This is a genomic window from Pseudonocardia asaccharolytica DSM 44247 = NBRC 16224 (genome assembly GCF_000423625.1).
Classification (GTDB): Bacteria; Actinomycetota; Actinomycetes; order Mycobacteriales; family Pseudonocardiaceae; genus Pseudonocardia; species Pseudonocardia asaccharolytica.
Map to the genome: position 1 here is coordinate 85,030 of NZ_AUII01000015.1, position 26,387 is coordinate 111,416.

Below are 26,387 nucleotides of genomic sequence, written 5' to 3' on the forward strand. Positions count from 1 at the left end.
GCATGACCAGCGCGGGCGGGCCGTCCGGGACGCTCGGCGAGGTGCTGGCAGGCCGCCGGGGCCGGTACTTCGTGGGGCGCATCGCCGAGGCGAGCCTGTTCCGCGACGCACTGCAGCAGGACGAGCCGCCGTTCTCGGTGCTGCACGTCCACGGACCGGGGGGCATCGGGAAGACCGCGCTGCTCGACGTGTTCGCCGGGGTCGCCGATGCGGCGGACGCGACGGTGGCCCGCCTCGACGGCCGCGACCTGGACCCCGCACCGTCGGCGCTGACCGAGGCGTTGGCGGCGAGCCTGGACATCCCCGGCGGGGACGGGGTGATCAGCGCTCCCGGCCGGGTCGTGCTTCTGATCGACACCTACGAGCGGCTCGCCCCGGTCGACGACTGGATTCGCGCGCGGCTGCTGCCCCGGCTGCCGGCGACGGCGATCACGGTGCTCGCCGGCCGCGAGCCACCGACTCCGGCGTGGCGCGCCGACCCCGGCTGGCGCGACCTGCTTCGGGTCGTCTCCCTGCGCAACCTGCGCCCGGAGGACAGCCGCGGATACCTCAGCGCCGGCGGAGTGGACCCGGCGCTGCACGAGCGGATGCTCACGGTCACGCACGGCCATCCGTTGGGGTTGTCGCTGCTGGCCGACGTGGTCGCCCGGGACGGCGAGATGCCGGCCGATCCGCTCACCCCGGATCTCGTGGGGACCCTGTTGCAACGGTTCGTCGAGGCGGTGCCGAGCGCGCTGTGCCGGCGTGCCCTGGAGGTGTGCGCGCTGGCCCGGGTGACCACCGAGTCCCAGCTGCGCGACGTCCTCGAGCTCGATGACGCGCACGAGCTGTTCGGTTGGCTGCGCGAGCTGTCGTTCGTCGAGGCCGGCCCGGACGGCGTGTTCCCCCACGACCTGGCCCGCGACGCACTGGCCGCCGACCTGCGCTGGCGCGACCTGGACGGCTACCGGCGCGTGTTCCGCGGCGTCCGGAACCACATCCACGCCCGTCTGGCCGCCGCCGAGGGTCGCGAGCAGCAGCGCGCGATCGTCGACGAGAAGTTCCTGTTCGAGAGGTTCGTATCTCGCAACCTTCCCGGCGTCGCGGTGCCGGTGGACTGGGAGTCGCTGGGCCGGCACTACCCGGTGCAGGCCGGGCCCGAGGACCGCACGGTGATCCTCGACCTGGTGCGGGCGTGGGAGGGCGAGGAGTCCGCGGCTATCGCCGAGCGCTGGCTGGACCACCAGCCCGAGGGCTTCTACGTCCTCGGCGGCCACGACAGCCCGGTGCGGGGCGTCCTCGGTTTCCTCGACCTGACCCGAGCCTCCACGGCGGACCTCGCCGCCGATCCGGGCGCCCGGGCGGCCTGGGACTTCGCCCACCGGCAGGCGCCGCCGCGGGCCCGGGATGCCGTCCGGCAGACCCGCTTCGTCATCGACGCCCATGCCTACCAGGCACCGTCGCCCACGATGACCGTCGCGCCCGCCCTGTCGATCCAGCGGCATCTGCACACCCCGAACCTCGCCTGGAACTTCCTCACCCTCGCCGAGCCCGACCGGTGGGCCGAGTACTTCGCCGTGGCGGAGACCCCTCGCGCGGCAGGCGCCGACTTCACGGTGGGCGGCCGGCGCTACGGACTGTTCGCCCACGACTACCGGCAGCTGTCCGTCGTCGCCTGGCTGGAGTTGGTGACCGAACGCGCGCTCGCCGAGGACGTGCGCGTCGCGCCGCCGGTACGGCCGCCGGCGCTGCTGGTGTTGTCCCAGCCGGAGTTCGCCGACGCCGTCCGGCAGGCGCTGCGCGACCTGCACCGGCCCGACCTGCTCGCGCGCAACCCGCTGCTGCGGACCCGGCTGTTGTGCGACCGCGCCGGGGACGGCGAACCGGGCGCCGGCACGCTCGAGGCCTTGCTACGAGACGCCGTCGACGGGCTGGCCCGGCACCCCGGCGATGACAAGCTGCTGCGGGCGGTCGACCGCACCTACCTGCGGCCCGCGGGCACGCAGGAGGCCGCGGCGGCCGTCCTCGGGCTCCCGTTCAGCACCTATCGGCGACACCTCGGCCGTGGACTCGCCCGGATCGTGTCCTGGCTGTGGGAGCGCGAGGTCTACGGCCCTGAGCACAGGTGACCACGAGTGAACAGCAGCTGACCTGGAGAACGGTCACCGGTCCAGCGCACCCTCGGCCCCATGGACACGCAGATCGGAGATCACGCGCTCGTGCTGGGCGGGGGCATGGCGGGGCTGCTCACCGCCCGCGTCCTGGCCGACGCCTACACCGAGGTGACGGTGGTGGAGCGCGACGCGCTGCCCGTGGGCTGCGCCCCGCGCCGCGGTGTTCCGCAGGCCCGCCACGCGCACGCGCTGCTGGCCCGCGGCCAGCAGGTGCTGGAGGAGCTGTTCCCGGGGTTGACCGCAGAACTGGTAGCGGGAGGCGTGCCGACCGGCGACTTCCTGCGTGACGTGCGCATGTATCTGGGTGGGCACCAGATGCGGCGGGTCGAGACGGGTCTGGTGGCGGTGAGCGCGAGCCGCGCGTTTCTCGAGCACCACGTCCGGGCGCGGGTGCACGCTCTGCCCGGCGTCACGTTCGTGGACCGCACGGACGTCCTGGGCCTGGCCGCCACCTCCGACCGGAGCAGGGTCACCGGCGCGCGCATCATCCGCCGGGCCGACGGCAGCGTGGAGGAGGTGCTCGCCGCCGACCTCGTCGTCGACGCGACCGGCCGCGGGTCGCGCACCCCGCTCTGGCTCGACGAGCTCGACTATCGGCGGCCCGAGGAGCAACGGGTGCCCATCGACGTTGGCTACGCGACCCGCATGTACCGCATCGGGGGCGACGTACTCGACGGTGACCTGGCGATCCTGCACGGTCCGACCGCCCGCCGTCCGCGGGCCGGTGTCCTGGCCAGGCTGGAGGGCGGCCGGTGGATGCTGACGCTCGCCGGCGTCCTCGGCGACCATCCGCCCACCGAGCCGGACGGGTTCGTCGAGTTCGCCCGGTCCCTGCAGTTCCCCGACATCCACCAGGCACTCCGGGACGCCGAACCGCTCGACGACCCTGTTCGGTTCCGGTTCCCGGTGAGCCTGCGCCGCCGATACGAACGGCTGGCGCGGTTTCCCGACGGCCTCCTCGTGACCGGCGACGGCCTCTGCAGCTTCAACCCGGTCTACGGGCAGGGCATGACCGTCGCCGCGCTCGAGGCGCTCGCGTTACGCCGCCACCTGAGACGGGGTGGACAACCACGACCGGCACGCTTCCACCGGGACGCGGCCCGGGTGATCGACGGGCCATGGAGCATCGCGGTCGGCGGCGATCTCGCCTTCCCCGGTGTCGAGGGACGCCGCACTCCCGCCGTCCGGTTCCTGAATGCCTACGTCGCCCGGCTGCACGCAGCCGCCGCCCGCGACGGGCGGCTGGCCCGCGCATTCGTGCGAGTCTCCGGCCTCGTCGATCCCCCGCAGGCGCTGTTGCGGCCCGGGGTCGTCGTCCGAGTGCTGCAAGCTCCGGCGCGCAGGCCCCGGGGGCTGTCGCACCCGGGACCGGCAGGCCGGAGACTCTCAGCGACAGGAGTCACCGTCGGTGCCCGCGCCGATGAGGCCGTGCTCGAGTGAGCAGAAGACCTCGTCCAGCAGCGCGCGCAGGTCCGAGCCCTCCGCGGCAAGCCACCGCTCGTAGGCCGCGAGCGCGACGCCCAGGCTGGCGTGCCCGATCGTCTGCGGGATCAGCGCGTCGCTGGGCTGCCCGAGCCGCTCGGCAGCATAGTCGGCGACAACCTGCCGCCAGGCGGCGTAGCGCAGCGTCGAGTGCGCCTGCAGGGCGGGAGTGCCGAGGATGAGCCGCAGCCGCCTGCGGTGCCAGGGCTGCTCCGCGGGTGCGACCTCGTTGAAGTCGAGCACCGCGGCCCGGATGCCGGCCATGACCGGGATGTCGGGCGGCAGCGCGGCGAACGTCGCCCGCATCCGGTGCAGCTGCTCGTCGAACGCGCCCCATGGCACGTCGTTCTTGGAGGCGTAGTACCGGAAGAAGGTGCGTCGGCCGATGCCGGCGGCGTGTGCGATGTCGTCGACCGTGGTCGTGTCGAAACCGCGCTCGGTGAACAGGTCCAGGGCGATGTGTTCGATCTCGGCGCGCGACGTGACCGGGCGGCGACCTGCCCTTCGTGCGCCTTCGTCGGCAACTGTGGACATCATCCCTTCCTCTGCGGCACGGGGTGAGGCTCGCGCCTGCCTTGAGCATCCCATGGCGGCGGTCCTGCTGGTCCCGGCGACCTGATCAGGCCGGCCCGCGCGGCGGCACCCCCGGTGGCGTCCAGCCCAGCACGTCGTCCATGGAGCGCAGCAGCAGGTCCGGGAACAGCCACGACCCGGCGGTCAGCAGCCCGTCGCGAAGCCCGAGCGCCACCGGGTGGCGCAGCCGGGTCAACCGGCAGACCCGCCAGGAGCGGCGTACCAGCGCGGTGGCGCGGGCGAGCCGCGCCGCGGTGTACGCCGGCAGGTCGACGCGGCCGGCGCCCTCGCCTGCAACGTGCGCGAGGACCACCGCGTCCTCGATCGCCTGGCACCCGCCCTGGCCGAGGTTGGGGGTCATCGGATGCGCGGCGTCCCCGAGCAGCGCGACCCGGCCGCGGTGCATCGCCGGCAGCGGCGCGCGCAGCGAGTAGACGTCGTTGCGCAGGACGGCGGCGGGGTCGGTGGCGGCCAGCAGCGTGGGGATCGGCTCGTGCCAGTCACCGAACGCGCGCAGCAGCTCGGCTCGCTCGTCGTCGGCCCGCAGCCCGGCCGGGACGCCGTCGGTCGCGTAGAGGTAGACGAGGTCGGCGGCCAGCGGGATGACCCCGAAGACCCGGCCCCGGCCGCCCCAGGTCTCGGTCGCCCGCACCGGCTCCCCCTGCCACGGCACGACCGTCCGCCACGCGGTCACCCCGGCGTATTCGGGCCCGGGGTGGCCGGGGAACGCCAGGCTTCGGGTCAGAGACCCGATGCCGTCGGCGCCGACGATCAGGTCGCCGTCGAGGTCTCCCGCGTCGGTCATCACCCGTCCGCGCTCGGGATCGACGTGCTGCACGGTGCGCCCGAGCTGCAGCACGTCGGGATCCAGCCGGTCGAGAAGGATCTCGACGAGCCGGGCGCGGAGCAGGACGACCACCGAGTCGCCGTAGCGGGCGGCCGCCACGTCCTCGGTGGTTCGGGTGAGCCAGCGACCGTCGAAACGGCGCACTCCGGCGACGCCCTGGATCCGGGACAGGCGGCGGACCTGGTCACCGAGCCCGACGGTATCCAGCGCCTTCAGCGCGTTCGCCGCGATCGCGATCCCGGCGCCGACCGGCTCGAGGACCGCCGCCCGCTCGACGACCGTGACCTCCCAGCCGCATTGCCGCAGTGCGATCCCGGCGGTCAGCCCACCGATTCCACCGCCGACGACGATCGCGCGCGCCATCCCCCACCTCCGTTACCTCATGCCCTGACGGGCCGGTGAGCGCCCAAGTAACGTCCGGACGATCACCGGCGCTCACGAGCCCGCCAGGGCAGTTGCGCGATGAGTTCCGACGCGGCGCGGAGTCCAGATTGCATGACGGAGGACGAGAAGCAGATCCGGGCGTTGATCGAGCAGTGGGCCGCGGCGGTGCACCGCGGCGACATGAACGGGGTCCTCGCCGACCACTCCGACGGCATCGTCATGTTCGATGTGCCGCCGCCCTACGAAGGCGTCCGTGGCATCGACGCCTACCGCGAGACGTGGCCGTCCTTCTTCGAATGGCAGGCGCACGGTGCCTCGTTCGAGATCGTGTCCCTGGACGTCGCCGCCGGCGACATCGCCTATGCCTACACCTTGCTGTGCTGAGGAACGCGGGAGGAGCTGGCCGAAAACCCGGGGAACCGCCTGCGCCTCACCCTCGGGTTGCGCAAGGAGCACGGCCGATGGGTCGTCGCACACGAGCACCACTCGTTCCCCGATACCGGAGATGGAACGGGCGCAGCGAGCGAGCGCGAGGTGCGCGCCATTCACCAGCGGTGATTCGACCGCACCGCGGCGAAGGATCTCGACGGGCTGATGGCGTATATCGTCGAGGACGTCGTCTCCTACGAGCACGACGAACCGCTGAGCTTCATCGGACGAGAAGCGCGCGGGAGGTCTGCAGGCGCGGTCTCGACGCGTCGTCCGGCGCGGTCGCCTGGGGCCTCGACCGGGCGCGCGCGGAGCAGCCTGACGGTGAGGTCGTCGAGAACTGGTCCCGCGGAACCCGGGTGTTCCAGCGGCGAGACGGCGAATGGGTGATGAGCCACCGGCACCTCTCGTTCCCGTACGACCCGCAGACGGGCGAGGCGAGGACCGATCTGCGGCCGTAACTCACATCCATTCCGAGCCGGTCATCGAGGCGCTCCCGCGCAGCAGGAACCGGTGCACCCAGCCGGGCTGCCGCAGTCGTCCGCCGGGTCGGCGTCGAGCCGCAGCGGCGCACAGCAGCTATCTCCGCGCAACGCCTCCCGGCCCTCCCGCACGGCGACGACGGCCAGCCCGAGCGCGACGAGCGGGTCGGCCCACCACCAGCCCAATGCCGCGTTGAGGACGAGCCCGACCAGGACCCCGGCCGACAGGTAGGTGCACAGCAGCGTCTGCTTGGAATCGGCGACGGCGCTGGCCGAACCGAGTTCGCGACCGGCGCGACGCTGCGCCCACGCCAGGAACGGCATCGCCACCACGCTGACCGCCACCAGCGCGATCCCGACCGTGGAGTGCGCCGGCTCGTCGCCGCCGAACAGCGTGCGCAGCGCCTCGACGGTCACGTAGACCGCGAGCGCGAGGAACGAGCCCGCGATCACCCGCAACGCGATCCGTTCACGGCGTTCCGGGTCCGGACCGGAGAACTGCCAGGCCACCGCGGCGGCGGAGCTGACCTCGATCACCGAGTCCAGTCCGAACCCGATCAGCGCGACCGACGAGGCGATCGTCCCGGCCGACAGCGCGATGATCGCCTCGATCACGTTGTAGGTGATCGTGGCGGCGACCAGCAACCGGATGCGGCGACGCAGGACGGCACGGCGGTCGGCCGCCGCGGCCGGCTCGCTCACGACGCGATCTCCCGCGCCGGATCGCCGTAGACCGGGCAGAGAGCGACCGCCTCCCCGGTCCGCGCGAGCAGGTTCTCCGCACTGCGCAGCAGGTCGATCAGCTCCGGGTGGGTCAGCGAGTAGAACGACTGACGGCCCTCCGTGCGGAAGTCCACCAACCGGCAGTCCCGCAGGCAGGCGAGGTGTTTCGACACCGTCGACTGCGCCAGCCCCAGCCCGCGGGTCAGGTCCACCACCCGGGCCTCCCCCTCCGCCAGCCGCATCACGATCGCCAACCGCGCCGGGTCGCCCAACGAGCGGAACAGCACCACCGCCGACGCCGGGGCAGGCCCGACCTCATTCATTGCCACATGGCGATATTATCGCTGGGACGTTGTAGAGCCATAATGTGCTCCCTGCCGGTCCCACCGCACGTTGTGGAGCCATAAGACACTGAAGCGGAGCGCCCCGGCCGCGTTGTGGAGCCACGACGCGCTGCCCTACTGCTGTCATGGGAACGAGACGCTCAGCCGTATCTGGCCACCGAGGACCCCGAGGGGATATGAGACCCCGCCATGCCGGCGCGTCACGCCGACCGGACAGATAGCGCGATGGCCTGGATCGGAAGCGACGAGGCGGAGGAGCCTACCAGCCGACGGTGCTGGCTTGACTGTGGCCAGGGGCGGGGTCGAACCGCCGACCTTCCGCTTTTCAGGCGGACGCTCGTACCAACTGAGCTACCTGGCCCGGCGGACCGGCGAACCGGAACCCGGTGTGGAGCGACCCAGACGGGACTCGAACCCGCGACCTTCGCCGTGACAGGGCGACGCGCTAACCAACTGCGCCACTGGGCCTTGCTGTCTGCTACTACCGTACCCCCAACGGGATTCGAACCCGCGCTGCCGCCTTGAAAGGGCGGAGTCCTAGGCCGCTAGACGATGGGGGCTTGGAGCACCGCAGGGTGTTCCTTGCCCTCCAACGGCTTTCCGTTGGGAGCGAGGACAAGCATAGGGCAGCCGTTCAAGCCGGGCGAACCCACCCCCACCAGATACCGAAACCGCTGGTCAGAGCCACTCTGTCCGGCTCGGTGTACATCGAGGGGCCCTCCCGCCCGGCCGATCCACCGGTCATGATCTCGGCCACTGGCTCGTCTCATCCGGCGATCGAACCGACGAACAGGTAGCTTCTCGGGGCCCGGGCCCGGCCGGTATGCCACGACCGGGGGGTGCGTACCGGTCCGCCCGGGCCGATCTCAGCGGCTGACCGGCGGCGGCTGGCCAGGACTCGACGAGATGAGCCCGAGCATGTCGAGGAGCTGGCGCAGGTCCTCCGAGTCGGATGAGTTCCGGGCCACGATCAGGCGGGCGCGATGCACCTGGTCGTCCGAGACGCGGTAGGCGTCCGCCGCTGTCCGCGGGGTCGGAATCGAGCCTGCTCGGTCCTCGCCGATTTCCCGCCGTACGCTGCCGATTCCGCTCATCGACGCCCTCCCCGTCCGGTCGTCATCTGGCTGCGCAACAAGAATCTCTCGCAAGCGCGAACGAACCCGCGAGCCGTCTGAGTTCCCGCCCCACCCCAGAAGTCGCCTGGCCATCCCCATGGCCGTGACCGGCACGCTACCTATCGTGCTGACCTTCCGCACGCCTCTTCCCGGGTGAGGTCGCCGACTGCGCGATCGGGCCTCGCGCACGGCCGACCACCTACCGGAATCGACAGTGTTCGTTCTGTTGTCCTCGCGACAGCCCGACCACCCCGTAGGCTGCCTCCATGCCCCCGTTCCGCGACCGCTCGCGCTCGCGCCACCGCGGACCCGACCAGCAGCCGGCCGCTGAACAGGGCGACACCGATCTCGCATCACACGATCCCGAGCTCGACTCCTACCTGGCCGCGCTGGCGCCCGAGTCCGATCCCGGAGCGACGGCGCTGACCGGACGGTTCGGCTCCGCGCAGGTCTTCCAGCTGCGCATGCCCGCGCCGCGCATCGAGCAGCTGCGCCGGCTCGCGGCCGAACGCGGGGTCTCACCGAGCGCGATGGCCGTCGAGTGGGTGATCGACCGGCTGGACCGGGAGGACACTCCGACCGGGCCGCTTCCCGTCGTCGAGGAGGACCAGCGCCGACGCCCGTTCCGCCGCCGCCGCCGGCCGTGAGCGCGGCGTCCGCGAAGGGCGTAAGGCGCCTGCGTGGGCGGAGAGCAAGGTTTAGTGTCTTCCGGAACCGATCGAGGATGCACAAAGGAGGCCGACACGTGGGCGAGTACGAAAAGATCTTCCGCGCCAGTGTGGAGGACCCAGAGGCCTTTTGGTTGCGTGCCGCCGATGCGATCGACTGGTATGTGTCACCGACCACGGCAATCGACTCGTCGAACCCGCCGTTCTACCGCTGGTTCTCCGACGGGGAGCTGAACGTCGCGCACAACGCACTCGACAGGCATGTCGACGCCGGACGCGGCGACCAGGCGGCGCTGATCTACGACAGCCCGGTCACCGGCACCAAGCGGACCTACACCTACCGGCAACTGCGCGACGAGGTAGCGACGTTCGCGGGTGTCCTGCACGGACTCGGTGTCGGCAAGGGCGACCGGGTCGTCATCTACATGCCGATGGTCCCCGAGGCCGCGATCGCGATGCTGGCCTGTGCGCGGATCGGTGCGGTGCACTCGGTGGTCTTCGGCGGATTCGCGCCCAAGGAGCTCGCGATCCGTATCGACGACGCCGCGCCCTCGGTGATCGTGTCGGCATCGTGCGGTATCGAGGGCAAGCGGATCATCGAGTACAAGCCGCTGCTGGACAAGGCCATCGAACTGTCCGAGCACAAACCCGGCAAGCGGGTCATCCTGGCGCGCCCGCAGGCCGAGGCCGCGATGGGCGAGGACGACATCGACTGGGCGGAGGCGATGGCGGCGGCGACGCCGGTCGACCCGGTGCCGGTCAAGTCGACCGACCCGCTCTACGTCCTCTACACCTCCGGCACCACCGGAAAACCCAAGGGCGTCGTGCGCGACAACGGCGGATACGCGGTCGCGCTGAACTGGACGATGCCCAACGTCTACGCCGTCGGCGCGGGTGAGGCGATGTTCACCGCCTCCGACGTCGGCTGGGTGGTCGGGCACTCCTACATCGTCTACGGCCCGCTGCTGGCCGGCGCCACGACCGTGCTCTACGAGGGCAAACCCGTCGGCACCCCCGACGCCGGGCAGTTCTGGCGGGTGATCGCCGAACACGGGATCAAGTCGATGTTCACCGCACCGACCGCGTTCCGGGCGATCAAGAAGGAGGATCCGAAGGGCGAGCACCTGGCGGACTACAACCTCTCGAAGCTCGAGTACCTCTACCTGGCCGGTGAACGGCTCGATCCGGAGACCTACCGCTGGGCCTCCGACCTGCTGTCCATTCCGGTCATCGACCACTGGTGGCAGACCGAGACCGGCTGGCCGATCGTCGCCAACCCGGCGGGCATCGAGCTGCTGCCGATCAAGCCCGGCTCTCCGACCAAGCCGCTGCCCGGCTGGGATGTGCAGGTCGTCGACGCCGACGGCAGGCCGGTCGAGGCCGGCACCGACGGCGCGATCGTCGTCAAGCTGCCGATGCCGCCGGGCTCGCTGCCCACGCTGTGGAACGACGACGAACGGTTCGTCGAATCCTATCTGTCGGCGTTCCCGGGCCGCTACCTCACGGGCGACGGCGGGCATCTCGACGCCGACGGCTACCTGTTCGTCATGGGCCGCACCGACGACGTCATCAACGTGGCCGGTCACCGGCTGTCCACCGGCACCATGGAGGAGGTCCTCGCGACCCACCCCGCCGTCGCCGAATGCGCCGTCATCGGCGTCGCCGACAAGCTCAAGGGCCAGATCCCGCGCGGCTTCGTCGTGCTCAAGGCGGGGGTCGACGCCGACGAGGAAGCGATCACGGCCGAGTTGGTGCAGATGGTGCGCGACCAGGTCGGCGCGGTCGCCGCGCTCCGCGACGTCGCGATCGTTGCGGCCCTGCCCAAGACCCGTTCGGGCAAGATCCTGCGCAAGACCATGCGCAGCATCGCCGACGGTCGCGAGGAGCCCGTGCCCTCCACCATCGACGACGCATCGGTGCTGGATTCGCTGCGTCCGGTGCTGCGCCGGTCGTAGCCGCCCGGGCAGTGGCAGGATGACCCCATGAAGGTCGTCGTGGACTTCGATCTGTGCGAGAGCAACGCCGTATGCATGGGCATCGCGCCCGAGGTGTTCGAGGTGCGGGAGGACGATTTCCTCTACATCCTCGACGAGAACCCGCCCGAGGCGTTGCGGCCCAAGATCGAGGAGGCCGTGCGCAGCTGCCCGCGCGCGGCCATCTCGATCCAGGACGACTAGGGGGGTGATCTGGGCGGGTGGCGAGCGCCTCGACGAACTAGCGCCTCGGCCAGGCGGTGGCTTGCCACCCCACCGCGCGACCGGTCAGGATCGCATTCCCGATGCCCTGAACCCGAGGAGTGCACCGATGACCACCGTCTGGAACACCCCGCTGACGCCCCTGGCGTTCCTGCGCCGTTCGGCGGAGGTCTTCCCGAACAAGACCGCGATCGTCTACGACGACCGCAGGCACACCTACGCCGAGTTCGCGGCCGAGGCGACCCGGTTGGCGCGGGCGTTGCGCAGTTCGGGCGTCGAACCGGGCGACCGGGTGGCCTATCTGCTACCGAACATCCCGGAGTTGCTGGTGGCACATTTCGCGGTGCCGCTGGCCGGCGCCGTGCTGGTGGCGATCAACACCCGGCTCTCCAGCGAGGAGATCCGCTACATCCTCGACCACTCCGGGGCGAAGCTGCTGGTGGCGGATGCCGCGCTGTACCCGGGGGTGGCGCGGGTCGCGGGCGAGCTGGCGACTGTGCAGGAGATCGTCACGGTGGTCGACCCGGCTAATCCGGGCGACGGCGTCGGCAGCGGCGTCAGCTACGCCGACCTGCTGGCCCGCGGCACCGACGAGCCGTTGCCGTGGGAGGTCGACGACGAGAACACGACCTTGTCGATCAACTACACCTCCGGCACCACCGGCAAACCCAAGGGCGTCCAGTACACCCACCGCGGGGCCTACCTCAACTCGTTCGGCGAGATCGTGCACTCCTCGCACAGCCCGGACAGCGTGTACCTGTGGACGCTGCCGATGTTCCACTGCAACGGCTGGTGTACCGCGTGGGCGGTGACGGCGATCGGGGGCACCCACGTCTGCCTGCGTGAGGTGCGCGGCGACGTGATCTGGCGACTGATCACCGAGCATCGGGTCACGCACCTCAACGGGGCGCCCACCGTCGTCACGACGATCATGCGAGCACCCGAGGCGCGGGCGCTGGACTACCAGCTCGTCATCACCACCGCGGGCGCCCCGCCGAGCCCGACGACGATCCTCCAGATGGAACAGATGGGCTTCCGGATCGTGCACGTCTACGGGTTGACCGAGACCTACGGGCCCTACTCGGTCAACCAGTACCAGCGGGCCTGGGACGGCCTGGACCCCGAGGAACGCGCCAGGAAGCAGTCCAGGCAGGGGGTCGGGATGGTGTGCGCCGAGCCGATCCGTGTCGTCGACGGCCAGATGAACGACGTCCCCGCCGACGGGGTCACGATGGGCGAGGTCGTGATGCGGGGCAACAACGTGATGGCCGGCTACCACAACGACCCGGAGGCCACCGAGAAGGCGTTCGCCGGTGGCTGGTTCCACTCCGGTGACCTGGGCGTCATGCACCCCGACGGCTACGTCGAGCTGCGCGACCGGGCCAAGGATGTCGTGGTCTCCGGCGGGGAGAACATCTCCACGATCGAGGTCGAGCAGGCGGTCATGTCGCACGCGGCGGTCCTGGAGGTGGCGGTGATCGGGATTCCCGACGAGAAATGGGGCGAGCGCCCCAAGGCGTTCGTCGTCCTGGCCGAGGGACAAAGCGCTACCGAGGAGGACCTCATCGAGCACGTGAAGGTCAAGATCGCCCGCTACAAGGCGCCCAAGGCCGTCGAGATCGTCGACAAGCTGCCCAAGACCTCCACCGGAAAGATCCAGAAGTTCGAGCTGCGCGAGAAGGAGTGGGCGGGCCAGGGGCCCAGCCGCATCCGCGGCTGATGTCGCCGCCGCAACATTGGGCGCGCATGGCCCATGAGGTCGGGCCGCTCGTCGGTTAGCATTGCTCAGCGTGCATGGCGACCGTGGCGTGCCTGCATCCTCGCCGCAGCATGGTGGCTTTGCTCCGGTCCGACCGGAGCAAAGCCACCATGCTGCGAACGGGGGTGGGCTGCGCGCGGCCGCCGGGGCGATCGCGACGACGACCGTGACCGTGCTGCCCGTCTTCCTCACCGGCGCGCTGGCGGTTCAGATCTCGGCCGAACTCGGATTCGACCCGGCCGGGCTCGGCCTCGTGGTCGCGTTGTACTTCGGGGTCAGCGCCCTGACCTCGCTCCCGGTGGGCTGGCTCGTCGAGCGGTTCGGCTCCCGCGCGACCAGCCGGGTCGCCGTGCTCGGTGTCGCGGTCGCGATGGTCGTGCTCGCGGCGGGCGCCCGGTCCTACGGCGCGCTCGTCGCGATCCTGCTGTGCAGCGCATGGTGCAACGTGATGGGCCAGCTGTCGGCAAACCTCGCCCTGGCCCGCTCGATCCCGGCACATCGGCTCGGGCTCTCCTTCGGGATCAAACAGGCCGCGATTCCGTTGGCCACGCTGCTGTCCGGGGCCGCGGTGCCGTCCGTCGCGCTGACCGTCGGGTGGCGCTGGGCCTACGTCCTGGCCGCCGGCCTCGCGCTCACCACGCTGTTCGTCGCGCCGCGCGGGATAGCCACGCCCCCGCGCGTCCGCGCCGATCCCGGCGAACGGGCCACCGCAGCGCTGAGCGTGATCGCCGTGGCGTCCGGGCTTGCCGCGGCGACCGCGACCGCCCTGGGCATCTTCCTCGTCGCCTCGGCCGTCGACCGCGGCGTCGGCCCCGGGACGGCGGGGCTGGTGCTGACCATGGGCAGCGTGGTCGGGCTGTCCTGCCGGCTGCTGCACGGCTGGTTCGCCGACCGCCGCGACGGCGGGCATATCGCCGTCGTCGCAGCGAGCCTGGGGCTCGGTGCGGGCGGGATGGCACTGTTGGCCGTACCCGGCGCCCCGGCGCTGGTCGTCGGCACGGTCCTGGCCTTCGGGCTGGGCTGGGCGTGGCCGGGGTTGCTGCAGTTCGCGGTGGTCCGGCTCAATCCGTCGGCGCCCGCGGCGGCCACGTCGATCGTGCAGATGGGCGTGTACGCGGGCGGCTTCATCGGCCCGATCGGGTTCGGGTTCCTCGCCACCCACGCCGGGTTCTCCACCGCCTGGCTGACCTGCGCGGGGACGATCCTGGTGGCCGCGACCGGAATGGTCATCGGGCGCCGGATGCTGGTGGTACACGGTCGGTCCCGGCGGTCGGCGTCCGCACAGCCGTCGCTGCAGCGCTGAGCTGATCGAGCAGCAGCCGCAACGCGGCCCTACTGACCGCCTCGCACACCACCGTGGGATCACCGACGCCGGCGATTCCGGCGAGTTCCAGGCGCTGCACCCGGTGACGTCCGCCCGCAACACCCGGCGAGACCCGCGTGCCATCCCGGCGGGGTGGTCGGCTCAATCTCGCGCCAGCCGATCGGCCAACGCGATCGCGTCGCGCGGCGCATGCGCCTTGACGTCATTGTCGAAGTACACGAACGCGTCGCGTCCCGCGGGGAGCCGCGGCGTGGGCGGGGCGACGGTGTATGGGGTGACCGGCGACTCCCCCGCATGCCAGGCGCGCACCTTCGCCGCCCAGTCGTCGAGCGCGGCCGGGGTGTAACCGCTGGTGTAGAGCTCGGTGTCACCGTGCAGCCGAACGTAGCAGTGCCTGGCCGTCATGTCCGCCAGATGCGGCCAGACGCCCGCCGAGTCGGCCACCACCAACGCGATGTCGCGCTCCCGCAGCAGTCCGACGAGCTCGGCCGAGGCGAAGCTCGGGTGGCGTACCTCGAGCGCATGCCGGACGGGACGATCGACATCGGTGCTGGTCAGTGCCCAACCGTCGAGGCGCTCGTCGTGCCGGGACGCGAGCTCGGCGGCGGCGTGAGTATTCCGCGGGAGCTGGTCGAGGAACGCGGTGAGCCGCGCACGGTCGAACCGCATCCGCGGCGGTAGCTGCCAGAGCACCGGCCCCAGCTTGCGGCCGAGGGCCAGCACCCCCGAGGCGAAGAAGTTGGCCAGCGGCGCCTCGACGTCGCGCAGCTGCTTCATGTGCGTGACGAACCGCGGTCCCTTGACCGCGAAGACGAAGTCATCGGGGGTGTCCGCGGCCCAGGCGCGGTATCGCTGCGGGCGCTGCAGCGAGTAGAACGAGCCGTTGATCTCGATGCTCGTCACCGCGCGGGACAGGTAGCCGAGTTCCGCGCGCTGCGGCAGGCCGGGCGGGTAGAAGACGCCGCGCCAGGGCGGGTACCGCCAGCCCGACGTCCCGATTCTGATCTCGGCCACGAATCGGGAGTATCCCCGTGCGGCACTCCGACCGGATGCCCGAGAGGATGGGTTTGTGTCTGATGTGCGCAAGGCGGTCGGCGGCGTCCTCGACTGGCCCGTCGACCATGCGGCGGCGGTGCTCGTCGCCTCCGACGGTTCCGTGCTGGCGGCCGCAGGGGAGCAGGACCACCCGTTCCGGCTGGCGTCGGTGACCAAGCTGCTCACGGCGTACGCGACGCTCGTCGCCGTGGAGGAGGGCGCGGTCGAATGGGACGACCCGGCCGGGCCGGAGGGCTCGACCGTGCGGCACCTCGCCGCGCATGCGTCCGGTCTCGCCTTCGATTCCGACGCCGTACAGGCCCGCCCCGGTACCCGGCGGATCTACTCCAACACCGGGTTCGAGGTGCTGGGCGCGACGATCGCGGACGTGAGCGGCATGCCGTTCGCCGACTATCTCCATGAGGCGGTGTGCGAACCGCTCGGGCTCACCAGTACCCGCCTGGAGGGCTCACCCGGCGCCGGGGCGGTGTCCACCGCCGCCGACCTGGCCCGGTTCGCGGCCGATCTGCAGTCCCCGCTGCTCGTCGCGGCGTCGACGCTCGCCGGCGCGGTCGAGGTCGCGTTTCCGGGCCTTGCCGGGGTGCTGCCCGGCTACGGCCGCCAGCAACCCAACGACTGGGGTCTGGGCTTCGAGCTGCGCGACGGGAAGTCCCCGCACTGGACGGGAACCACCAGCTCGTCCCGGACGTTCGGGCATTTCGGCCAGTCCGGGACCTTCCTGTGGGTCGACCCGGACGCCGGGGCAGCCTGCGTGGTGCTCACCGACCGGGATTTCGGGCCGTGGGCGATCGAGGCCTGGCCGCCCTATGCCGATCGGGTGCTCGCCGCGCTGCGGGCCATGCGATAGCGGCGTCTCGGCGCAGTGGTCGATGCCGCATCCGGCATCGGGGAATGATCCGGGGGGGGTCGGTGGTTGTACGAGCTGTCCGAGTCGGGCGGACCGTGTCCCCGGGCCGCAATTGATAACCGCCGCCGCGGAATACCGTCCGGCTGGAGCCGCGGTGCGCCACTCGCCGCGAGGCGACCGCCGTCCGGCTCGGACCCTCTACCTCTCTGGCATAAGGACGGCACCACCATGAAGGGCGATCGGGTCGAGATCGTCATCGACGCGGGGAGCGGCACGACCCACACGTACGACGTCGTGGCGACGCGTGCCGGCCGCCGGGTGGACATCGCCCACGGGCGCGGCGTGATCGAGGTCAGTGAGGTCACCCGCGGCGGGACGACCGTGCGCACCGCACGGTTCCTCGCCAACCGGGTGCTCGCGCTCGTCGAGCATCCGGCCGCGGACGCGCCCGCCCCGGACGAGATCACACCCACCCTGCGGTCGGCCTGAGCCGCAGGGCCAGGCACACTGCACAGGCGATGTCTTCCCCCATGGCTCGAGCCACTGACGCGCGCTCCGCGCCGGCGGCCGGACCGGCCCTCCCGCCCGACCCGGGGGACGGCTCCACGGCCCGCAAACGGCCGCCGCGTCCCCGCATGCGCGGGGCGCGGGGCCGCAGCTCGGCGCGGCCCGCACAGCGGCCCGACGACGCCCGTACCGCCGAACTCGCGACCCGGATCGAGGCCCTCGGGCTGCGCGACGCCGACCGGCTCGGTCGCCGCCTCGACGGCACCCGCAGGCTCATCGACGATGGCGCCCACGGGCGGGCGCTCGCCGAGATCTCCGACGCCGTCGAGGTCGCCGAGCATCGGCTGCAGCGCCGCCGCGCCGCCCTCGGGCGCATCTCGTACCCGTCGGAGCTGCCGGTCAGCGCCCGGCGCGAGGACATCGCCGCAGCGATCCGCGATCACCAGGTCGTGATCCTCGCGGGCGAGACCGGGTCCGGGAAGACCACCCAGCTACCCAAGATCTGTCTGGAGCTCGGCCGCGGCGTGCGCGGGTTGATCGGGCACACCCAGCCGCGCCGGCTCGCGGCGCGCACCGTCGCGTCGCGCATCGCCGAGGAGCTCGGCACCGAGCTCGGCGACATCGTCGGCTGGAAGGTGCGCTTCACCGACCAGGTCGGCGACCACACCATGGTCAAGCTGATGACCGACGGCATCCTGCTCGCGGAGCTGGCCGGCGACCGGATGCTGCGCCAGTACGACACCCTGATCATCGACGAGGCGCACGAACGCAGCCTCAACATCGATTTCATCCTCGGCTACCTGACGCGGCTGCTGCCGCGGCGCCCCGACCTGAAGGTGATCATCACCTCGGCGACGATCGACCCGGAACGGTTCGCCGAGCATTTCACCGAGGCCCTCGGCGCGCCCGTCCCGATCGTCGAGGTCTCCGGCCGCAGCTACCCGGTGGAGATCCGGTACCGGCCCGTCGTCGATCCCGATGACCCGGACGCCGACCCCGACCGTGACCAGCTCGACGCCATCGCGGACGCAGTGGCCGAACTACAGCGCGAGGGGCCCGGCGATGTCCTGGTCTTCCTGCCGGGCGAGCGGGAGATCCGCGACACCGCCGACGCACTGGCGAAGCGGAAGTTCCGCAACACCGAGATCCTGCCGCTCTACGCGCGGCTCTCGACGGCCGAGCAGCATCGCGTGTTCGCACCGCATGCCGGCAACCGGATCGTGCTGGCCACCAACGTCGCCGAGACCTCCCTGACGGTGCCCGGCATCCGCTACGTCGTCGACCCCGGCACCGCGCGGATCTCCCGGTACTCCCGACGGCTGAAGGTGCAGCGGCTGCCGATCGAGAAGGTCTCCCAGGCCAGCGCCAACCAGCGCGCCGGCCGCTGCGGCCGGACCAGCGACGGCATCTGCATCCGGCTCTACGCGCAGGACGATTTCGACGCGCGTCCGGAGTTCACCGATCCGGAGATTCTGCGCACCAACCTCGCCTCCGTCATCCTGCAGATGATCGCGCTGGACCTCGGGGAGATCGCGGAGTTCCCGTTCGTCGAGCCGCCCGATCCGCGGGCGGTCGCCGACGGCCTCGCGCTGCTGCGCGAGCTGGGCGCGCTGCAGGACCGCAACCGGCTGAGCGCGGTCGGCCGGGCGCTGGCCCGGCTGCCCGTCGACCCGCGGCTGGGCCGGATGCTGGTTGAGGCCGATCGCACCGGCTGCCTGCGCGAGGTCCTCGTGATCGCGGCCGTGTTGTCCGTCCAGGATCCTCGGGAGCGGCCGACCGAGCAGCGCCAGGCCGCTGACGAGAAGCACGCCCGGTTCGTCGGCGAGAGCAGCGTCCGCGGAACGAGCATCGACGCGACCGGCTCCGACTTCCTCGCCTTCCTCAACCTGTGGACCTATCTGGGCGAGCAGCGGGTGGCGTTGTCGGGCAACCAGTTCCGGCGGCTGTGCCGCGACGAGTTCCTGCATTTCCTGCGCATCCGCGAATGGCAGGATCTGCACGGGCAGCTGCGCCAGGCCGCCCGCACCGCGGGCATGACGCTCAACGACGTCGCCGCGGAGCCGGACCGCATCCACACCGCGGTGTTGTCCGGGCTGCTGTCCCAGGTCGGGCTGCGCTCTGTTGATGCGCGCTCCGCTGGAGCTTCGCGCGGCGCCGAGACCAGGGAGTATCTGGGCGCGCGCGGCGCGAAGTTCATGATCTTTCCGGGCTCCCCGCTGGCCAAGCGGCCGCCACGCTGGGTGATGGCCGCGGAGCTGGTGGAGACCTCGCGGCTGTTCGCCCGCACCGTCGCCCGGATCAAACCGGAGTGGATCGAGCCGCTGGCCGGGCATCTGGTGAAGCGGACCCACTCCGAGCCGCGCTGGTCACGCAACCGCGCCGCCGCCGTCGCCACCGAGCGGGTCACCCTGCACGGCATCCCGATCGTCGCCAACCGGACCGTCGACTTCGCGCGCATCGATCCGGAGGTCTCCCGCGAGCTGTTCATCCGGTATGCCCTCGTCGAGGGTGACTGGGACACCCGCCACCGGTTCTTCCACGTCAACCGCGAGCTGCTCGACGACGTCGAGGACCTCGAGCATCGGGCCCGGCGGCGGGACCTGGTGGTGGACGCCGAGACGCTCGTCGCCTTCTACGAGGAGCGGGTTCCCGAGCACGTGGTGTCCGGGCGGCATTTCGACTCGTGGTGGAAGAAGGCGTCTCGCGGGCAGCCGGACCTGCTCGACTTCACCGAGGAGATGCTGCGCACCGCGCAGGCGGCCGAGGTCGACCGGGCCGCCTACCCGGACCACGTCGAGGCCGGCGGGCTGACGCTGCCGCTGTCGTACGCCTTCGAACCGGGCCATCACACCGATGGGGTCACCGTCGACGTCCCGGTGGCCGCGCTGCACCAGGTCGACCCGACCCCGTTCACCTGGCAGGTGCCGGGGCTGCGCGAGGAGCTGGTCACCGCGCTGATCAAGACGCTGCCCAAGACGTTGCGCCGGCATTTCGCCCCGGCCCCCGACCATGCCCGCGCGGTGCTCGCCCGGCTGACCGCCGGCGACGAGCCGCTGCTCGACGGGCTGGAACGCGAGCTGGGCCGGATGCGCGGGGTCGACATCCCGCGCGAGGCGTGGGAGCTGCACCGGCTCCCCGACCATCTCACCGTCACCTTTCGCGTGCTCGACGAGAAGGGCCACGAACTGGCCCGCGGCACGGACCTCGAGACGCTGCGTCGCGACCTCGCCCCGGCGGTCCGCGAGGAGCTGGCCGCGGCGGGTGTCGACATCGAGGTCTCGGGCCTCACCACCTGGACCATCGGCTCGCTCCCCCGCAAGCATCCGATTCGCCGTGGGAGCCACACGGTCACCGGCTACCCGGGGCTGGTCGACCGGGGCACCACCGTGGACGTCCGGGTGTTCCCGACCGCCGCCGAGCGCGACCCGGCGCACCATCGCGGCGTGCGCAGGCTCCTGCTGCTGGACACGCCGTCGCCGGTGAAGCAGGTGCAGCGCGGGCTGGACAACCCGACGAAGCTCACGCTGTCGCGCAACCCGCACGGGTCAGTCGCGGCGCTGCTGGAGGACTGTGTCACCGCCGCCGCCGACGCCTTGATCGCCGCGGCGGGCGGCCCGGCCTGGGACGACCCCTCCTACGCGCGGCTGCGCAAGCTCTTCGCCGAGCGGCTGGCCACCACCACCCTGCAGGTGCTGCACGCCGTGCGCGACGTGCTCGCCGGCTGGCACCGGGTGCAGGCCCTGCTCGGTGAGCTGCGCGCGCCCGTCCTCGCCGCTGCCGTCGCGGACATCGCGGCGCAGCTGAACGATCTGGTCGGCCCTGGGTTCGTCACCGCGGCTGGGGCGAAGCGGCTCGCCGACGTCGTCCGGTACCTGGAGGCGATGGAGCGGCGGATCGAGAAGCTGCGCGCCGATCCCGCCCGCGACGCCCAGTGGACGGAGCAGGTCCGGGTGGTCGCCGACGAGTACACCGTCGAACTGGCTGCGCTGCCGCCCGGTATGGAGCCGTCCCCGGAGCTGCGCGAGATCCGGTGGATGATCGAGGAACTGCGGGTGAGCCTCTACGCCCACCCGATGCGCACCCGCTACCCGATCTCGACGAAACGCATCCTCGCTGCGCTATCGCGCCTGTGAGTGCGTAACAGTGTTCTGACACTGTTACGCACTCACAGAGTGGGGTTAGCTGCAGGAATGGCGATACGGCTCGACGACGGCAGCTGGGAGGTCCAGGGGCGGCGAATCACGTTCCCGGTCCGGATCACCGACGCGGCCCTGGCCTGCGCGGTCCATCTCGTGCGCACCCGGCTCGCCCGGCACCTCATCCGCGGCACCGGACTCGAGCTGGTCTCGGTCGCCGGACGCACTCCGCTGTTCCTGCTGCTCGTCGACTACAAGATCAACGACCTTGGTGACTACGACGAGGTCGGTGTCGCGCTGCTCGTCCGGCATCGCCGACGCGCGGGAGTGCTCGTCACCCAGCTCCCGGTGACCCAGACCTTCACGATGGAGGCCGGGCGCGCGCTGTGGGGGTTGCCCAAATGGCTGGCCCACGCAGAGCTCGACATCACCGGCCGGCACGCCGAATGCCATCTCGCCGAGGGTGACCGGCACGTGCTCACCGCGGCGCTGAGCACGCTGCCCGGACGGCTGCCGATAACCGTCCGCGCCGGGCTCACCGCGCTGGGACCGCGCCAGGCCTCGGTGCTGGCCAGCCCGCTGCGGGCGCAGGCCCACGGGATTCGTCTCGGATGCGCCGGCCGCGTCGTGCTCGGGCGCGGCCACCCGATGGCCGACGAGCTGCGCGAGCTCGGGCTGCCGCGGCGCCCCCTGTGCACGCTGATCGTCGACCACCTCGCGTTCGGCATGGGTCCCGCCGTGGCGCTGCTGCGCTGAGCGGGCTCAGCGATGCGCGGCGAGCCATTCCCGCAGATCGGTGAGCGGGGCTGCGCGTTCGGGCTCGTTGTAGATCTCGTGCCAGAGCCCGTCGTAGAAGCGGACGGTCGCATCCACCGAACCGTGGGTGGCCTGGAGCCGTCTGCTGCCCACGGGATCGGTCAGCCGATCATCGGTGCCGTGCTGGAGCAGGAGCGGGATGCGCAGCCCGCGCGCCCGCTCGGGCAGCACGTCGAACTGCGCGAACAGCGCCGAGGACAGCGCGAGCGTCGGATTGCCGTGGTGAACGAGCGGGTCGGCGCGGTAGTCGGCGACGACCACCGGATCCTTGCTGATCCTGGCTTCGTCGATGCCCGCCGGGCGTAGCGTCGGGGCGACCTTGGCCAGCACGCTCAGCAGCGGTACCGCCGCCTTGGGTACGGCGTCGCTGGCCAGCGCGGGCGCGGACAGCACGAGGCCGCGCAGGTCGTCCTGGTGGTCGAGCGCGTAGGCGAGCGCGATCTGCCCGCCCATGCTGTGGCCGAGCAGGAACACCGGCAGCCCAGGGTGGCGGGCGACGACGTGGCGGCGGAACGTCTCGTAGTCGGCGAGCCAGTCGCCGTACCGGTCGAGATGGGCGCGGCGGCCACCGGAGCGGCCGTGCCCACGATGGTCAAGACCGTAGACGGCCCACCCGTCGGGCACGAGCGTGTCGACGACGTTCCCGTAGCGCCCGGTGTGCTCACCGAGACCGTGACAGAGCAGCAGGACGCCGGTGGGTGGGGGGTCGGTGCCGTTACCCGGCAGCCATCCCTGCCAGAACAGCTCGACGCCACGCGCGCCGACCAGCCGGCCCTCCACCCGCTGCGCCTGTGCCGCCATGCCCTCTCCCGATCATCCGTCCGTCGCGGAAACCGTCCGGCCGGGCGCGCGAGACTGCTCACCGCGCTGCCCGGCTGGGTGGGTGGTCGGCTCGCCGAGCGACAGCGTGACGTCGTGCTCGACCGCGGTCCCCTCGGACACCTGCACGACGACCGTCACCGGCTCGTATCGCGCCGTGTGCACGGCGAGGGTGTACTCGCCGGCCGCGAGATCAGCGAGCCGGTACCCACCGGCCGCGCCGGTTTCGGTGATCTCGACGATCTCGCCGTCCTGCAGCAACGTCACCCTCGCACCCACGACGGGGGTCGCCGACGGCGTGTGCACCACACCGCGCAGCGAGCCGGACCCCGCCAGCAGCACCTCGACGTCGAGGGGCGCACCGTCAACGGTCACCGCGACGGCACCGGGCTGGTGATCCGGCGCCGATGTCACCAGAACATATCCACCAGGCCTCGGCGCCTCGACGACACCACCGCCATCGGGGTCGGACACCGCCGTGCCCGTCTCACGGCCGTGACCATCCAGCAGCGTGACCGTGGCCTCGGGCACCGGGACAGCGTCCCGGCCGACCACCCGGAACCGGATCGGCTGCGCGGCGACGGCGGTGTCGTCGATCCTGCGGGCGACGGTCGGTGTCGCGAACGCGACGGCCGCTGCGCCCGGGCGCAGGTTCGGGTCGGGGAAGCCGAGCGTGCGTAACAGGGCCCGGTCGACCTCGTCGTGCTCGTCCTCCCGGACGGCCACGCGAGCATTCGCCGTCGTGCTCGAAGGCCGGCCGGGGTCGGGGGCGGCAGGCGCGCCACCACCCGGCCGATTCTCCACGGGGGTGTGGTCAGCGAGTTTGGCCACCGCTTCGGAAGAGCTGGCGTCGGCGGGACTCCCAGGCCCGAACGACGGCGGTGGGCCTGAGGAGCTCGGGGGATCGCGCCGGGCGCCGTCCTCGTCGGCGTCGACATCCGCCCAGTCCGTCCAGCCGACGAGTTCGTCGTCCGCCTGGGCGGCAGCATCCGTCGTCTCGACGGCCGGTTCGGATCGGTGCTCCGTCGCCACCGCGCGCCGCGAGGCCGGGTTGCCCTCGGCCGTGGGCCGACGCCAGGCCGGCGGGCCGACCGGGGCCGGTTCGACCGGCGGTTCCGGAGCGGCGGCGGGAAGGATCAGGCTGCCGTCCGGCACCCTGTTCCACGGCGGGCTGACCGGGCTGGGCCCGCAGTCCCCCATCGTGATGACCTCGGGATCCGGGAGCCGGGTGGGTAGCTCCGCGACCACCGGCCGGTGTTCGTCCGGAGGTGGGCTGGAGTTCGACGGCATGCCCATGGCCGGCGACTCGGCCTGGGTCGGGGTCTCCGGCTCGGGCGCGGGCTGCGGCTCGGCAGAGGCGATCGGGACGGCTTGGGCAACCGCAGAATCGGCCGCTGCCCGTTGGGCTGCCCGGAGCTGAACCAGCTCGGCGACGGTGCGCGGGCGGGCGGCGTCCTCTTCGCGGACGGTGCCGCGGTTGCCGGCGCGGACCAAGACCACCAGGCCTGCGACCACAAGGACGCCCAGCGTCAGACCGATAAGGCCCATCGCATCCATCGCGGGTCTCCCTCGCCACCATCAGACTCGGCGTGCGATGTGCGCGGAGGCCGTCCGCCGGGACGGCGGGGTCGGTCGCCGCACCGCGCACGCCCGGGCCGAGGCGGCCCGCTGGCGAACCGTAACACCCGTGCGCGCAGAACCCCGTTCTCACGGTGATATGCGCGCACGAATGTCCGAGCTGCCATCATCGAGCGATGGACTCCACGCGCGTCGACCGTTGGTTGTGGTCGGTCCGGCTGGCCAAGACTCGGTCCGACGCGGCAGCCGCCTGTCGCGGAGGGCACGTACGGGTCAACGACAAGCCGGCCAAACCCGCGACGCCGGTGCGGGTCGGCGACACCGTCCGGGCCCGGATGCACGCTACGACACGTGTCGTCGAGGTGGCTCGGGTGATCGACAAACGGGTCGGAGCTCCGGAAGCAGTCCGCTGCTACATCGACAACACCCCCGCTCCGCCCCCGGAGGCCGCCATCCCCGTTGCCCGGCGGGAACGCGGTACCGGACGGCCCACGAAGCGGGAGCGCCGTGTCCTCGACGAATGGCACCGCACTCTCCTGGGGCGACCCTGACCGCGTGGCAGTGGGAGCACGCCCGGGAAGATAAGCGGATGTACGACCTGCTCTTCCGCCACGTGCTGCGCCACGTCCCCGCCGAGTCCGCGCATCAGGCCGCATTCGCACTCCTCCGCGCGGCGGCAGGGCCCCTCCCGTTCGGCCGGGTGTGGGCCGCTGTGCGCGGACCGGTCGATCCCGTACTGCGAACGCAGGTCATGGGCATCGACTTCCCAGGGCCCGTGGGGCTGGCCGCCGGGTTCGACAAGGATGCCGAGGGTGTCAGAGCGCTGGCCCGGCTGGGTTTCGGCTTCGTCGAAATCGGGACGGTGACCGCTCGCCCGCAGCCGGGCAACCCGAAGCCGCGGTTGTTCCGGCTCCCCGACGACCACGCCCTGATCAACCGGATGGGGTTCAACAACGAGGGGGCCGAGAACGTCGCTGCCCGCCTCCGCGCACTGCGCAACGGCCGCGGTGAACCCATCGTGCTCGGGGTGAACATCGGCAAGAGCAAGGCGGCGCCCTCGGATCAGGCCGTGGACGACTATGTGCGCAGCGCGACGCTCCTCGGCCCGTTCGCCGATTACCTCGTCGTGAACGTCAGCTCGCCCAATACGCCGGGCCTGCGCGACCTCCAGCAGGTATCCGTCCTCGAGCCGCTGCTGACCGCGGTCCGGCAAGCGATGGTGACCGCCGATCCCACGCGGCGGGTTCCGCTGCTGGTCAAGATCACGACCGACCTCGCCTCCGAGGACATCGACGCCGTCGCCGACCTGGCCCTGCATCTGGGCCTGGACGGTGTCATTGCCACCAACACCACGGTGTCCCGTTCCGGGCTCCAGACCCCGCAGCCCGTGCTCGAGGACATCGGCCGGGGCGGTGTCTCTGGTCGGCCGCTGTCCGCACCGGCGCTCGCGATCGTTCGGCGGCTGCGGGAGCGCCTCGGCCCAGGTCTGCCGATCATTTCCGTGGGCGGAATCGAAACGGCTCAGGACGCGTACGAGCGCATCCGGGCCGGCGCCTGTCTCGTGCAGGCCTACACGGGGTTCATCTATGGGGGTGCTCGCTGGCCCGTCACCCTCTGCCGGGAGCTCGCCGCGCTGCTTCGCGCCGACGGCTTCGAGCGCATCGCGGATGCGGTCGGAGTGGACGCCCCGTCCTGACCCGCGGGGCGCCTCGCCGCCTATGGCGGCCGGAGCGGCGTGCCCGGTCATCTCAGGGCAGCGCCCGAGGAAATTCCGTGGCAATAAAGAAATGGTCACGGGCCCCTGCCGGTGTGGCGGGGCCCGTGGCCGTTGGGGGTTTGGGGGTCGGCGGTGTCCTACTCTCCCACACCCTGGCGGGTGCAGTACCATCGGCGCTGGAGGGCTTAGCTTCCGGGTTCGGGATGGGACCGGGCGTTTCCCCTCCGCCATCGCCACCGACCGTATTAGCGGTGTCTTTTAGCGGTGTGTTCGGTGTGTGTTTGGTGTGTTCGGGGGGTGGGTTCCCGGCCCGGGGGGGCGGGGTGGTGTGCTCAGGGTCACACAGTGGATGCGAGCAGCGGGTTGGGGTAAGTCCTCGGCCTATTAGTACCGGTCGACTGCACCCCTTGCGGGGCGTCCATCTCCGGCCTAT

At 71.7% G+C, this 26,387-nt stretch carries 22 protein-coding genes, 3 tRNA genes, 1 rRNA gene and 1 pseudogene; 15 read left to right on the top strand and 12 right to left on the bottom strand.

Features of this window, described 5'->3' with window-relative positions; genetic code table 11:
• Positions 1-2 precede the first annotated feature (2 nt).
• Complete coding sequence (locus G567_RS0116725; RefSeq protein WP_028930886.1) at positions 3-2,108, top strand: ATP-binding protein; 2,106 nt, start codon at positions 3-5, stop codon at positions 2,106-2,108.
• 60 nt (positions 2,109-2,168) lie between these two features.
• The gene (locus tag G567_RS29435; RefSeq protein ID WP_051233203.1) at positions 2,169-3,593 is read left to right on the top strand and encodes an FAD-dependent oxidoreductase; all 1,425 of its coding nucleotides are present in this window, start codon (positions 2,169-2,171) and stop codon (positions 3,591-3,593) included.
• Here the strand turns inward: G567_RS29435 and mftR are convergent.
• Positions 3,540-4,169 (bottom strand): mycofactocin system transcriptional regulator, encoded by a 630-nt coding sequence (mftR, locus tag G567_RS0116735; protein ID WP_028930887.1) that lies wholly within the window; start codon positions 4,167-4,169, stop codon positions 3,540-3,542. The genes G567_RS29435 and mftR overlap by 54 nt on opposite strands.
• 85 nt (positions 4,170-4,254) lie before the next feature.
• Positions 4,255-5,418: an FAD-dependent monooxygenase gene (locus tag G567_RS0116740; protein ID WP_028930888.1), complete on the bottom strand. Its 1,164-nt coding sequence runs from the start codon at positions 5,416-5,418 to the stop codon at positions 4,255-4,257.
• A 132-nt stretch (positions 5,419-5,550) separates the two neighbouring features.
• On the opposite strand from G567_RS0116740, the pseudogene G567_RS32260 reads away from it, so the two are divergent.
• Positions 5,551-5,997, top strand: a pseudogene (locus G567_RS32260) (YybH family protein).
• A complete protein-coding gene (locus tag G567_RS37235; protein WP_147201025.1) occupies positions 5,901-6,329 on the top strand; it encodes a nuclear transport factor 2 family protein in 429 nt (142 codons plus the stop codon). The pseudogene G567_RS32260 and the gene G567_RS37235 overlap by 97 nt, the downstream one beginning before the upstream one ends.
• 21 nt (positions 6,330-6,350) lie before the next feature.
• Here G567_RS37235 and G567_RS0116755 read toward each other — a convergent pair whose 3' ends face one another.
• The 6 genes from G567_RS0116755 to G567_RS0116780 form a co-directional block, all read right to left on the bottom strand.
• The gene (locus tag G567_RS0116755) at positions 6,351-7,052 is read right to left on the bottom strand and encodes a cation diffusion facilitator family transporter (protein WP_028930889.1); all 702 of its coding nucleotides are present in this window, start codon (positions 7,050-7,052) and stop codon (positions 6,351-6,353) included.
• Positions 7,049-7,396, bottom strand: coding sequence for an ArsR/SmtB family transcription factor (locus tag G567_RS0116760; protein ID WP_147201037.1), 348 nt, complete (start codon positions 7,394-7,396; stop codon positions 7,049-7,051). The genes G567_RS0116755 and G567_RS0116760 overlap by 4 nt, the downstream gene beginning before the upstream one ends.
• A 308-nt stretch (positions 7,397-7,704) precedes the next feature.
• Positions 7,705-7,778 (bottom strand) — tRNA-Phe (locus G567_RS0116765).
• A gap of 33 nt (positions 7,779-7,811) precedes the next feature.
• Positions 7,812-7,885: transfer RNA gene (locus tag G567_RS0116770), tRNA-Asp, on the bottom strand.
• A 19-nt stretch (positions 7,886-7,904) separates the two neighbouring features.
• Positions 7,905-7,977: transfer RNA gene (locus G567_RS0116775), tRNA-Glu, on the bottom strand.
• A 306-nt stretch (positions 7,978-8,283) separates the two neighbouring features.
• The gene (locus tag G567_RS0116780) at positions 8,284-8,511 is read right to left on the bottom strand and encodes a hypothetical protein (protein WP_028930891.1); all 228 of its coding nucleotides are present in this window, start codon (positions 8,509-8,511) and stop codon (positions 8,284-8,286) included.
• Positions 8,512-8,798: 287 nt separating this feature from the next.
• On the opposite strand from G567_RS0116780, the gene G567_RS29445 reads away from it, so the two are divergent.
• From G567_RS29445 to G567_RS29450, 5 genes are all read left to right on the top strand, one after another.
• A complete protein-coding gene (locus G567_RS29445) occupies positions 8,799-9,179 on the top strand; it encodes a hypothetical protein (RefSeq protein ID WP_051233204.1) in 381 nt (126 codons plus the stop codon).
• Between the two features lie 77 nt (positions 9,180-9,256).
• A complete protein-coding gene (locus G567_RS0116790) occupies positions 9,257-11,155 on the top strand; it encodes a propionyl-CoA synthetase (protein WP_211223952.1) in 1,899 nt (632 codons plus the stop codon).
• A 27-nt stretch (positions 11,156-11,182) separates the two neighbouring features.
• Positions 11,183-11,377 (top strand): ferredoxin, encoded by a 195-nt coding sequence (locus G567_RS0116795; RefSeq protein WP_028930893.1) that lies wholly within the window; start codon positions 11,183-11,185, stop codon positions 11,375-11,377.
• A gap of 127 nt (positions 11,378-11,504) precedes the next feature.
• Positions 11,505-13,115 (top strand): acyl--CoA ligase family protein, encoded by a 1,611-nt coding sequence (locus G567_RS0116800; RefSeq protein WP_028930894.1) that lies wholly within the window; start codon positions 11,505-11,507, stop codon positions 13,113-13,115.
• A 205-nt stretch (positions 13,116-13,320) separates the two neighbouring features.
• The gene (locus G567_RS29450) at positions 13,321-14,457 is read left to right on the top strand and encodes an MFS transporter (RefSeq protein WP_245585673.1); all 1,137 of its coding nucleotides are present in this window, start codon (positions 13,321-13,323) and stop codon (positions 14,455-14,457) included.
• Positions 14,458-14,619: 162 nt separating this feature from the next.
• Here the strand turns inward: G567_RS29450 and G567_RS0116810 are convergent, their stop codons facing one another.
• Positions 14,620-15,483, bottom strand: coding sequence for a DUF72 domain-containing protein (locus tag G567_RS0116810; protein WP_028930895.1), 864 nt, complete (start codon positions 15,481-15,483; stop codon positions 14,620-14,622).
• Between the two features lie 64 nt (positions 15,484-15,547).
• On the opposite strand from G567_RS0116810, the gene G567_RS0116815 reads away from it, so the two are divergent.
• The 4 genes from G567_RS0116815 to G567_RS32265 all read left to right on the top strand — a co-directional run bounded on the left by G567_RS0116815 (position 15,548) and on the right by G567_RS32265 (position 21,780).
• On the top strand, positions 15,548-16,381 hold the full coding sequence (locus tag G567_RS0116815; RefSeq protein WP_028930896.1) for a serine hydrolase domain-containing protein: 834 nt from the start codon (positions 15,548-15,550) through the stop codon (positions 16,379-16,381).
• A gap of 228 nt (positions 16,382-16,609) precedes the next feature.
• Positions 16,610-16,870 (top strand): hypothetical protein, encoded by a 261-nt coding sequence (locus G567_RS0116820; protein WP_028930897.1) that lies wholly within the window; start codon positions 16,610-16,612, stop codon positions 16,868-16,870.
• A 41-nt stretch (positions 16,871-16,911) separates the two neighbouring features.
• Entirely contained in the window at positions 16,912-21,021 is a 4,110-nt protein-coding gene (gene hrpA, locus G567_RS0116825) for an ATP-dependent RNA helicase HrpA (protein ID WP_245585674.1), read from the top strand.
• Positions 21,022-21,078: 57 nt separating this feature from the next.
• Positions 21,079-21,780, top strand: coding sequence for an acetoacetate decarboxylase family protein (locus tag G567_RS32265; RefSeq protein WP_051233205.1), 702 nt, complete (start codon positions 21,079-21,081; stop codon positions 21,778-21,780).
• Positions 21,781-21,786: 6 nt separating this feature from the next.
• On the opposite strand, the gene G567_RS0116835 is transcribed toward G567_RS32265, so the two are convergent.
• Positions 21,787-22,641: an alpha/beta hydrolase gene (locus G567_RS0116835; RefSeq protein WP_028930899.1), complete on the bottom strand. Its 855-nt coding sequence runs from the start codon at positions 22,639-22,641 to the stop codon at positions 21,787-21,789.
• Positions 22,642-22,653: 12 nt separating this feature from the next.
• A complete protein-coding gene (locus tag G567_RS0116840) occupies positions 22,654-24,216 on the bottom strand; it encodes an MSCRAMM family protein (protein WP_028930900.1) in 1,563 nt (520 codons plus the stop codon).
• Positions 24,217-24,413: 197 nt separating this feature from the next.
• On the opposite strand from G567_RS0116840, the gene G567_RS0116845 reads away from it, so the two are divergent.
• Complete coding sequence (locus G567_RS0116845; protein WP_028930901.1) at positions 24,414-24,788, top strand: RNA-binding S4 domain-containing protein; 375 nt, start codon at positions 24,414-24,416, stop codon at positions 24,786-24,788.
• Positions 24,789-24,826: 38 nt separating this feature from the next.
• Positions 24,827-25,933, top strand: coding sequence for a quinone-dependent dihydroorotate dehydrogenase (locus tag G567_RS0116850; RefSeq protein ID WP_028930902.1), 1,107 nt, complete (start codon positions 24,827-24,829; stop codon positions 25,931-25,933).
• Positions 25,934-26,078: 145 nt separating this feature from the next.
• On the opposite strand, the gene rrf is transcribed toward G567_RS0116850, so the two are convergent.
• A 5S ribosomal RNA gene (gene rrf, locus G567_RS0116855) occupies positions 26,079-26,195 on the bottom strand.
• Positions 26,196-26,387 lie beyond the last annotated feature (192 nt).

Excerpts from the sequence above, each read along its gene's own strand:
- hrpA (WP_245585674.1), top strand. The coding sequence starts at position 16,912 with ATGGCTCGAGCCACTGACGCGCGCTCCGCGCCGGCGGCCGGACCGGCC.
- G567_RS0116840 (WP_028930900.1), bottom strand. The coding sequence starts at position 24,216 with ATGGATGCGATGGGCCTTATCGGTCTGACGCTGGGCGTCCTTGTGGTC.
- G567_RS37235 (WP_147201025.1), top strand. The coding sequence starts at position 5,901 with ATGGGTCGTCGCACACGAGCACCACTCGTTCCCCGATACCGGAGATGG.
- G567_RS0116760 (WP_147201037.1), bottom strand. The coding sequence starts at position 7,396 with ATGAATGAGGTCGGGCCTGCCCCGGCGTCGGCGGTGGTGCTGTTCCGC.
- G567_RS0116790 (WP_211223952.1), top strand. The coding sequence starts at position 9,257 with ATGCACAAAGGAGGCCGACACGTGGGCGAGTACGAAAAGATCTTCCGC.
- G567_RS0116780 (WP_028930891.1), bottom strand. The coding sequence starts at position 8,511 with ATGAGCGGAATCGGCAGCGTACGGCGGGAAATCGGCGAGGACCGAGCA.
- G567_RS0116850 (WP_028930902.1), top strand. The coding sequence starts at position 24,827 with ATGTACGACCTGCTCTTCCGCCACGTGCTGCGCCACGTCCCCGCCGAG.
- G567_RS0116795 (WP_028930893.1), top strand. The coding sequence starts at position 11,183 with ATGAAGGTCGTCGTGGACTTCGATCTGTGCGAGAGCAACGCCGTATGC.
- G567_RS0116835 (WP_028930899.1), bottom strand. The coding sequence starts at position 22,641 with ATGGCGGCACAGGCGCAGCGGGTGGAGGGCCGGCTGGTCGGCGCGCGT.
- G567_RS29445 (WP_051233204.1), top strand. The coding sequence starts at position 8,799 with ATGCCCCCGTTCCGCGACCGCTCGCGCTCGCGCCACCGCGGACCCGAC.
- G567_RS32265 (WP_051233205.1), top strand. The coding sequence starts at position 21,079 with ATGGCGATACGGCTCGACGACGGCAGCTGGGAGGTCCAGGGGCGGCGA.
- mftR (WP_028930887.1), bottom strand. The coding sequence starts at position 4,169 with ATGTCCACAGTTGCCGACGAAGGCGCACGAAGGGCAGGTCGCCGCCCG.
- G567_RS0116725 (WP_028930886.1), top strand. The coding sequence starts at position 3 with ATGACCAGCGCGGGCGGGCCGTCCGGGACGCTCGGCGAGGTGCTGGCA.
- G567_RS0116820 (WP_028930897.1), top strand. The coding sequence starts at position 16,610 with ATGAAGGGCGATCGGGTCGAGATCGTCATCGACGCGGGGAGCGGCACG.
- G567_RS0116800 (WP_028930894.1), top strand. The coding sequence starts at position 11,505 with ATGACCACCGTCTGGAACACCCCGCTGACGCCCCTGGCGTTCCTGCGC.
- G567_RS29435 (WP_051233203.1), top strand. The coding sequence starts at position 2,169 with ATGGACACGCAGATCGGAGATCACGCGCTCGTGCTGGGCGGGGGCATG.
- G567_RS0116740 (WP_028930888.1), bottom strand. The coding sequence starts at position 5,418 with ATGGCGCGCGCGATCGTCGTCGGCGGTGGAATCGGTGGGCTGACCGCC.
- G567_RS0116845 (WP_028930901.1), top strand. The coding sequence starts at position 24,414 with ATGGACTCCACGCGCGTCGACCGTTGGTTGTGGTCGGTCCGGCTGGCC.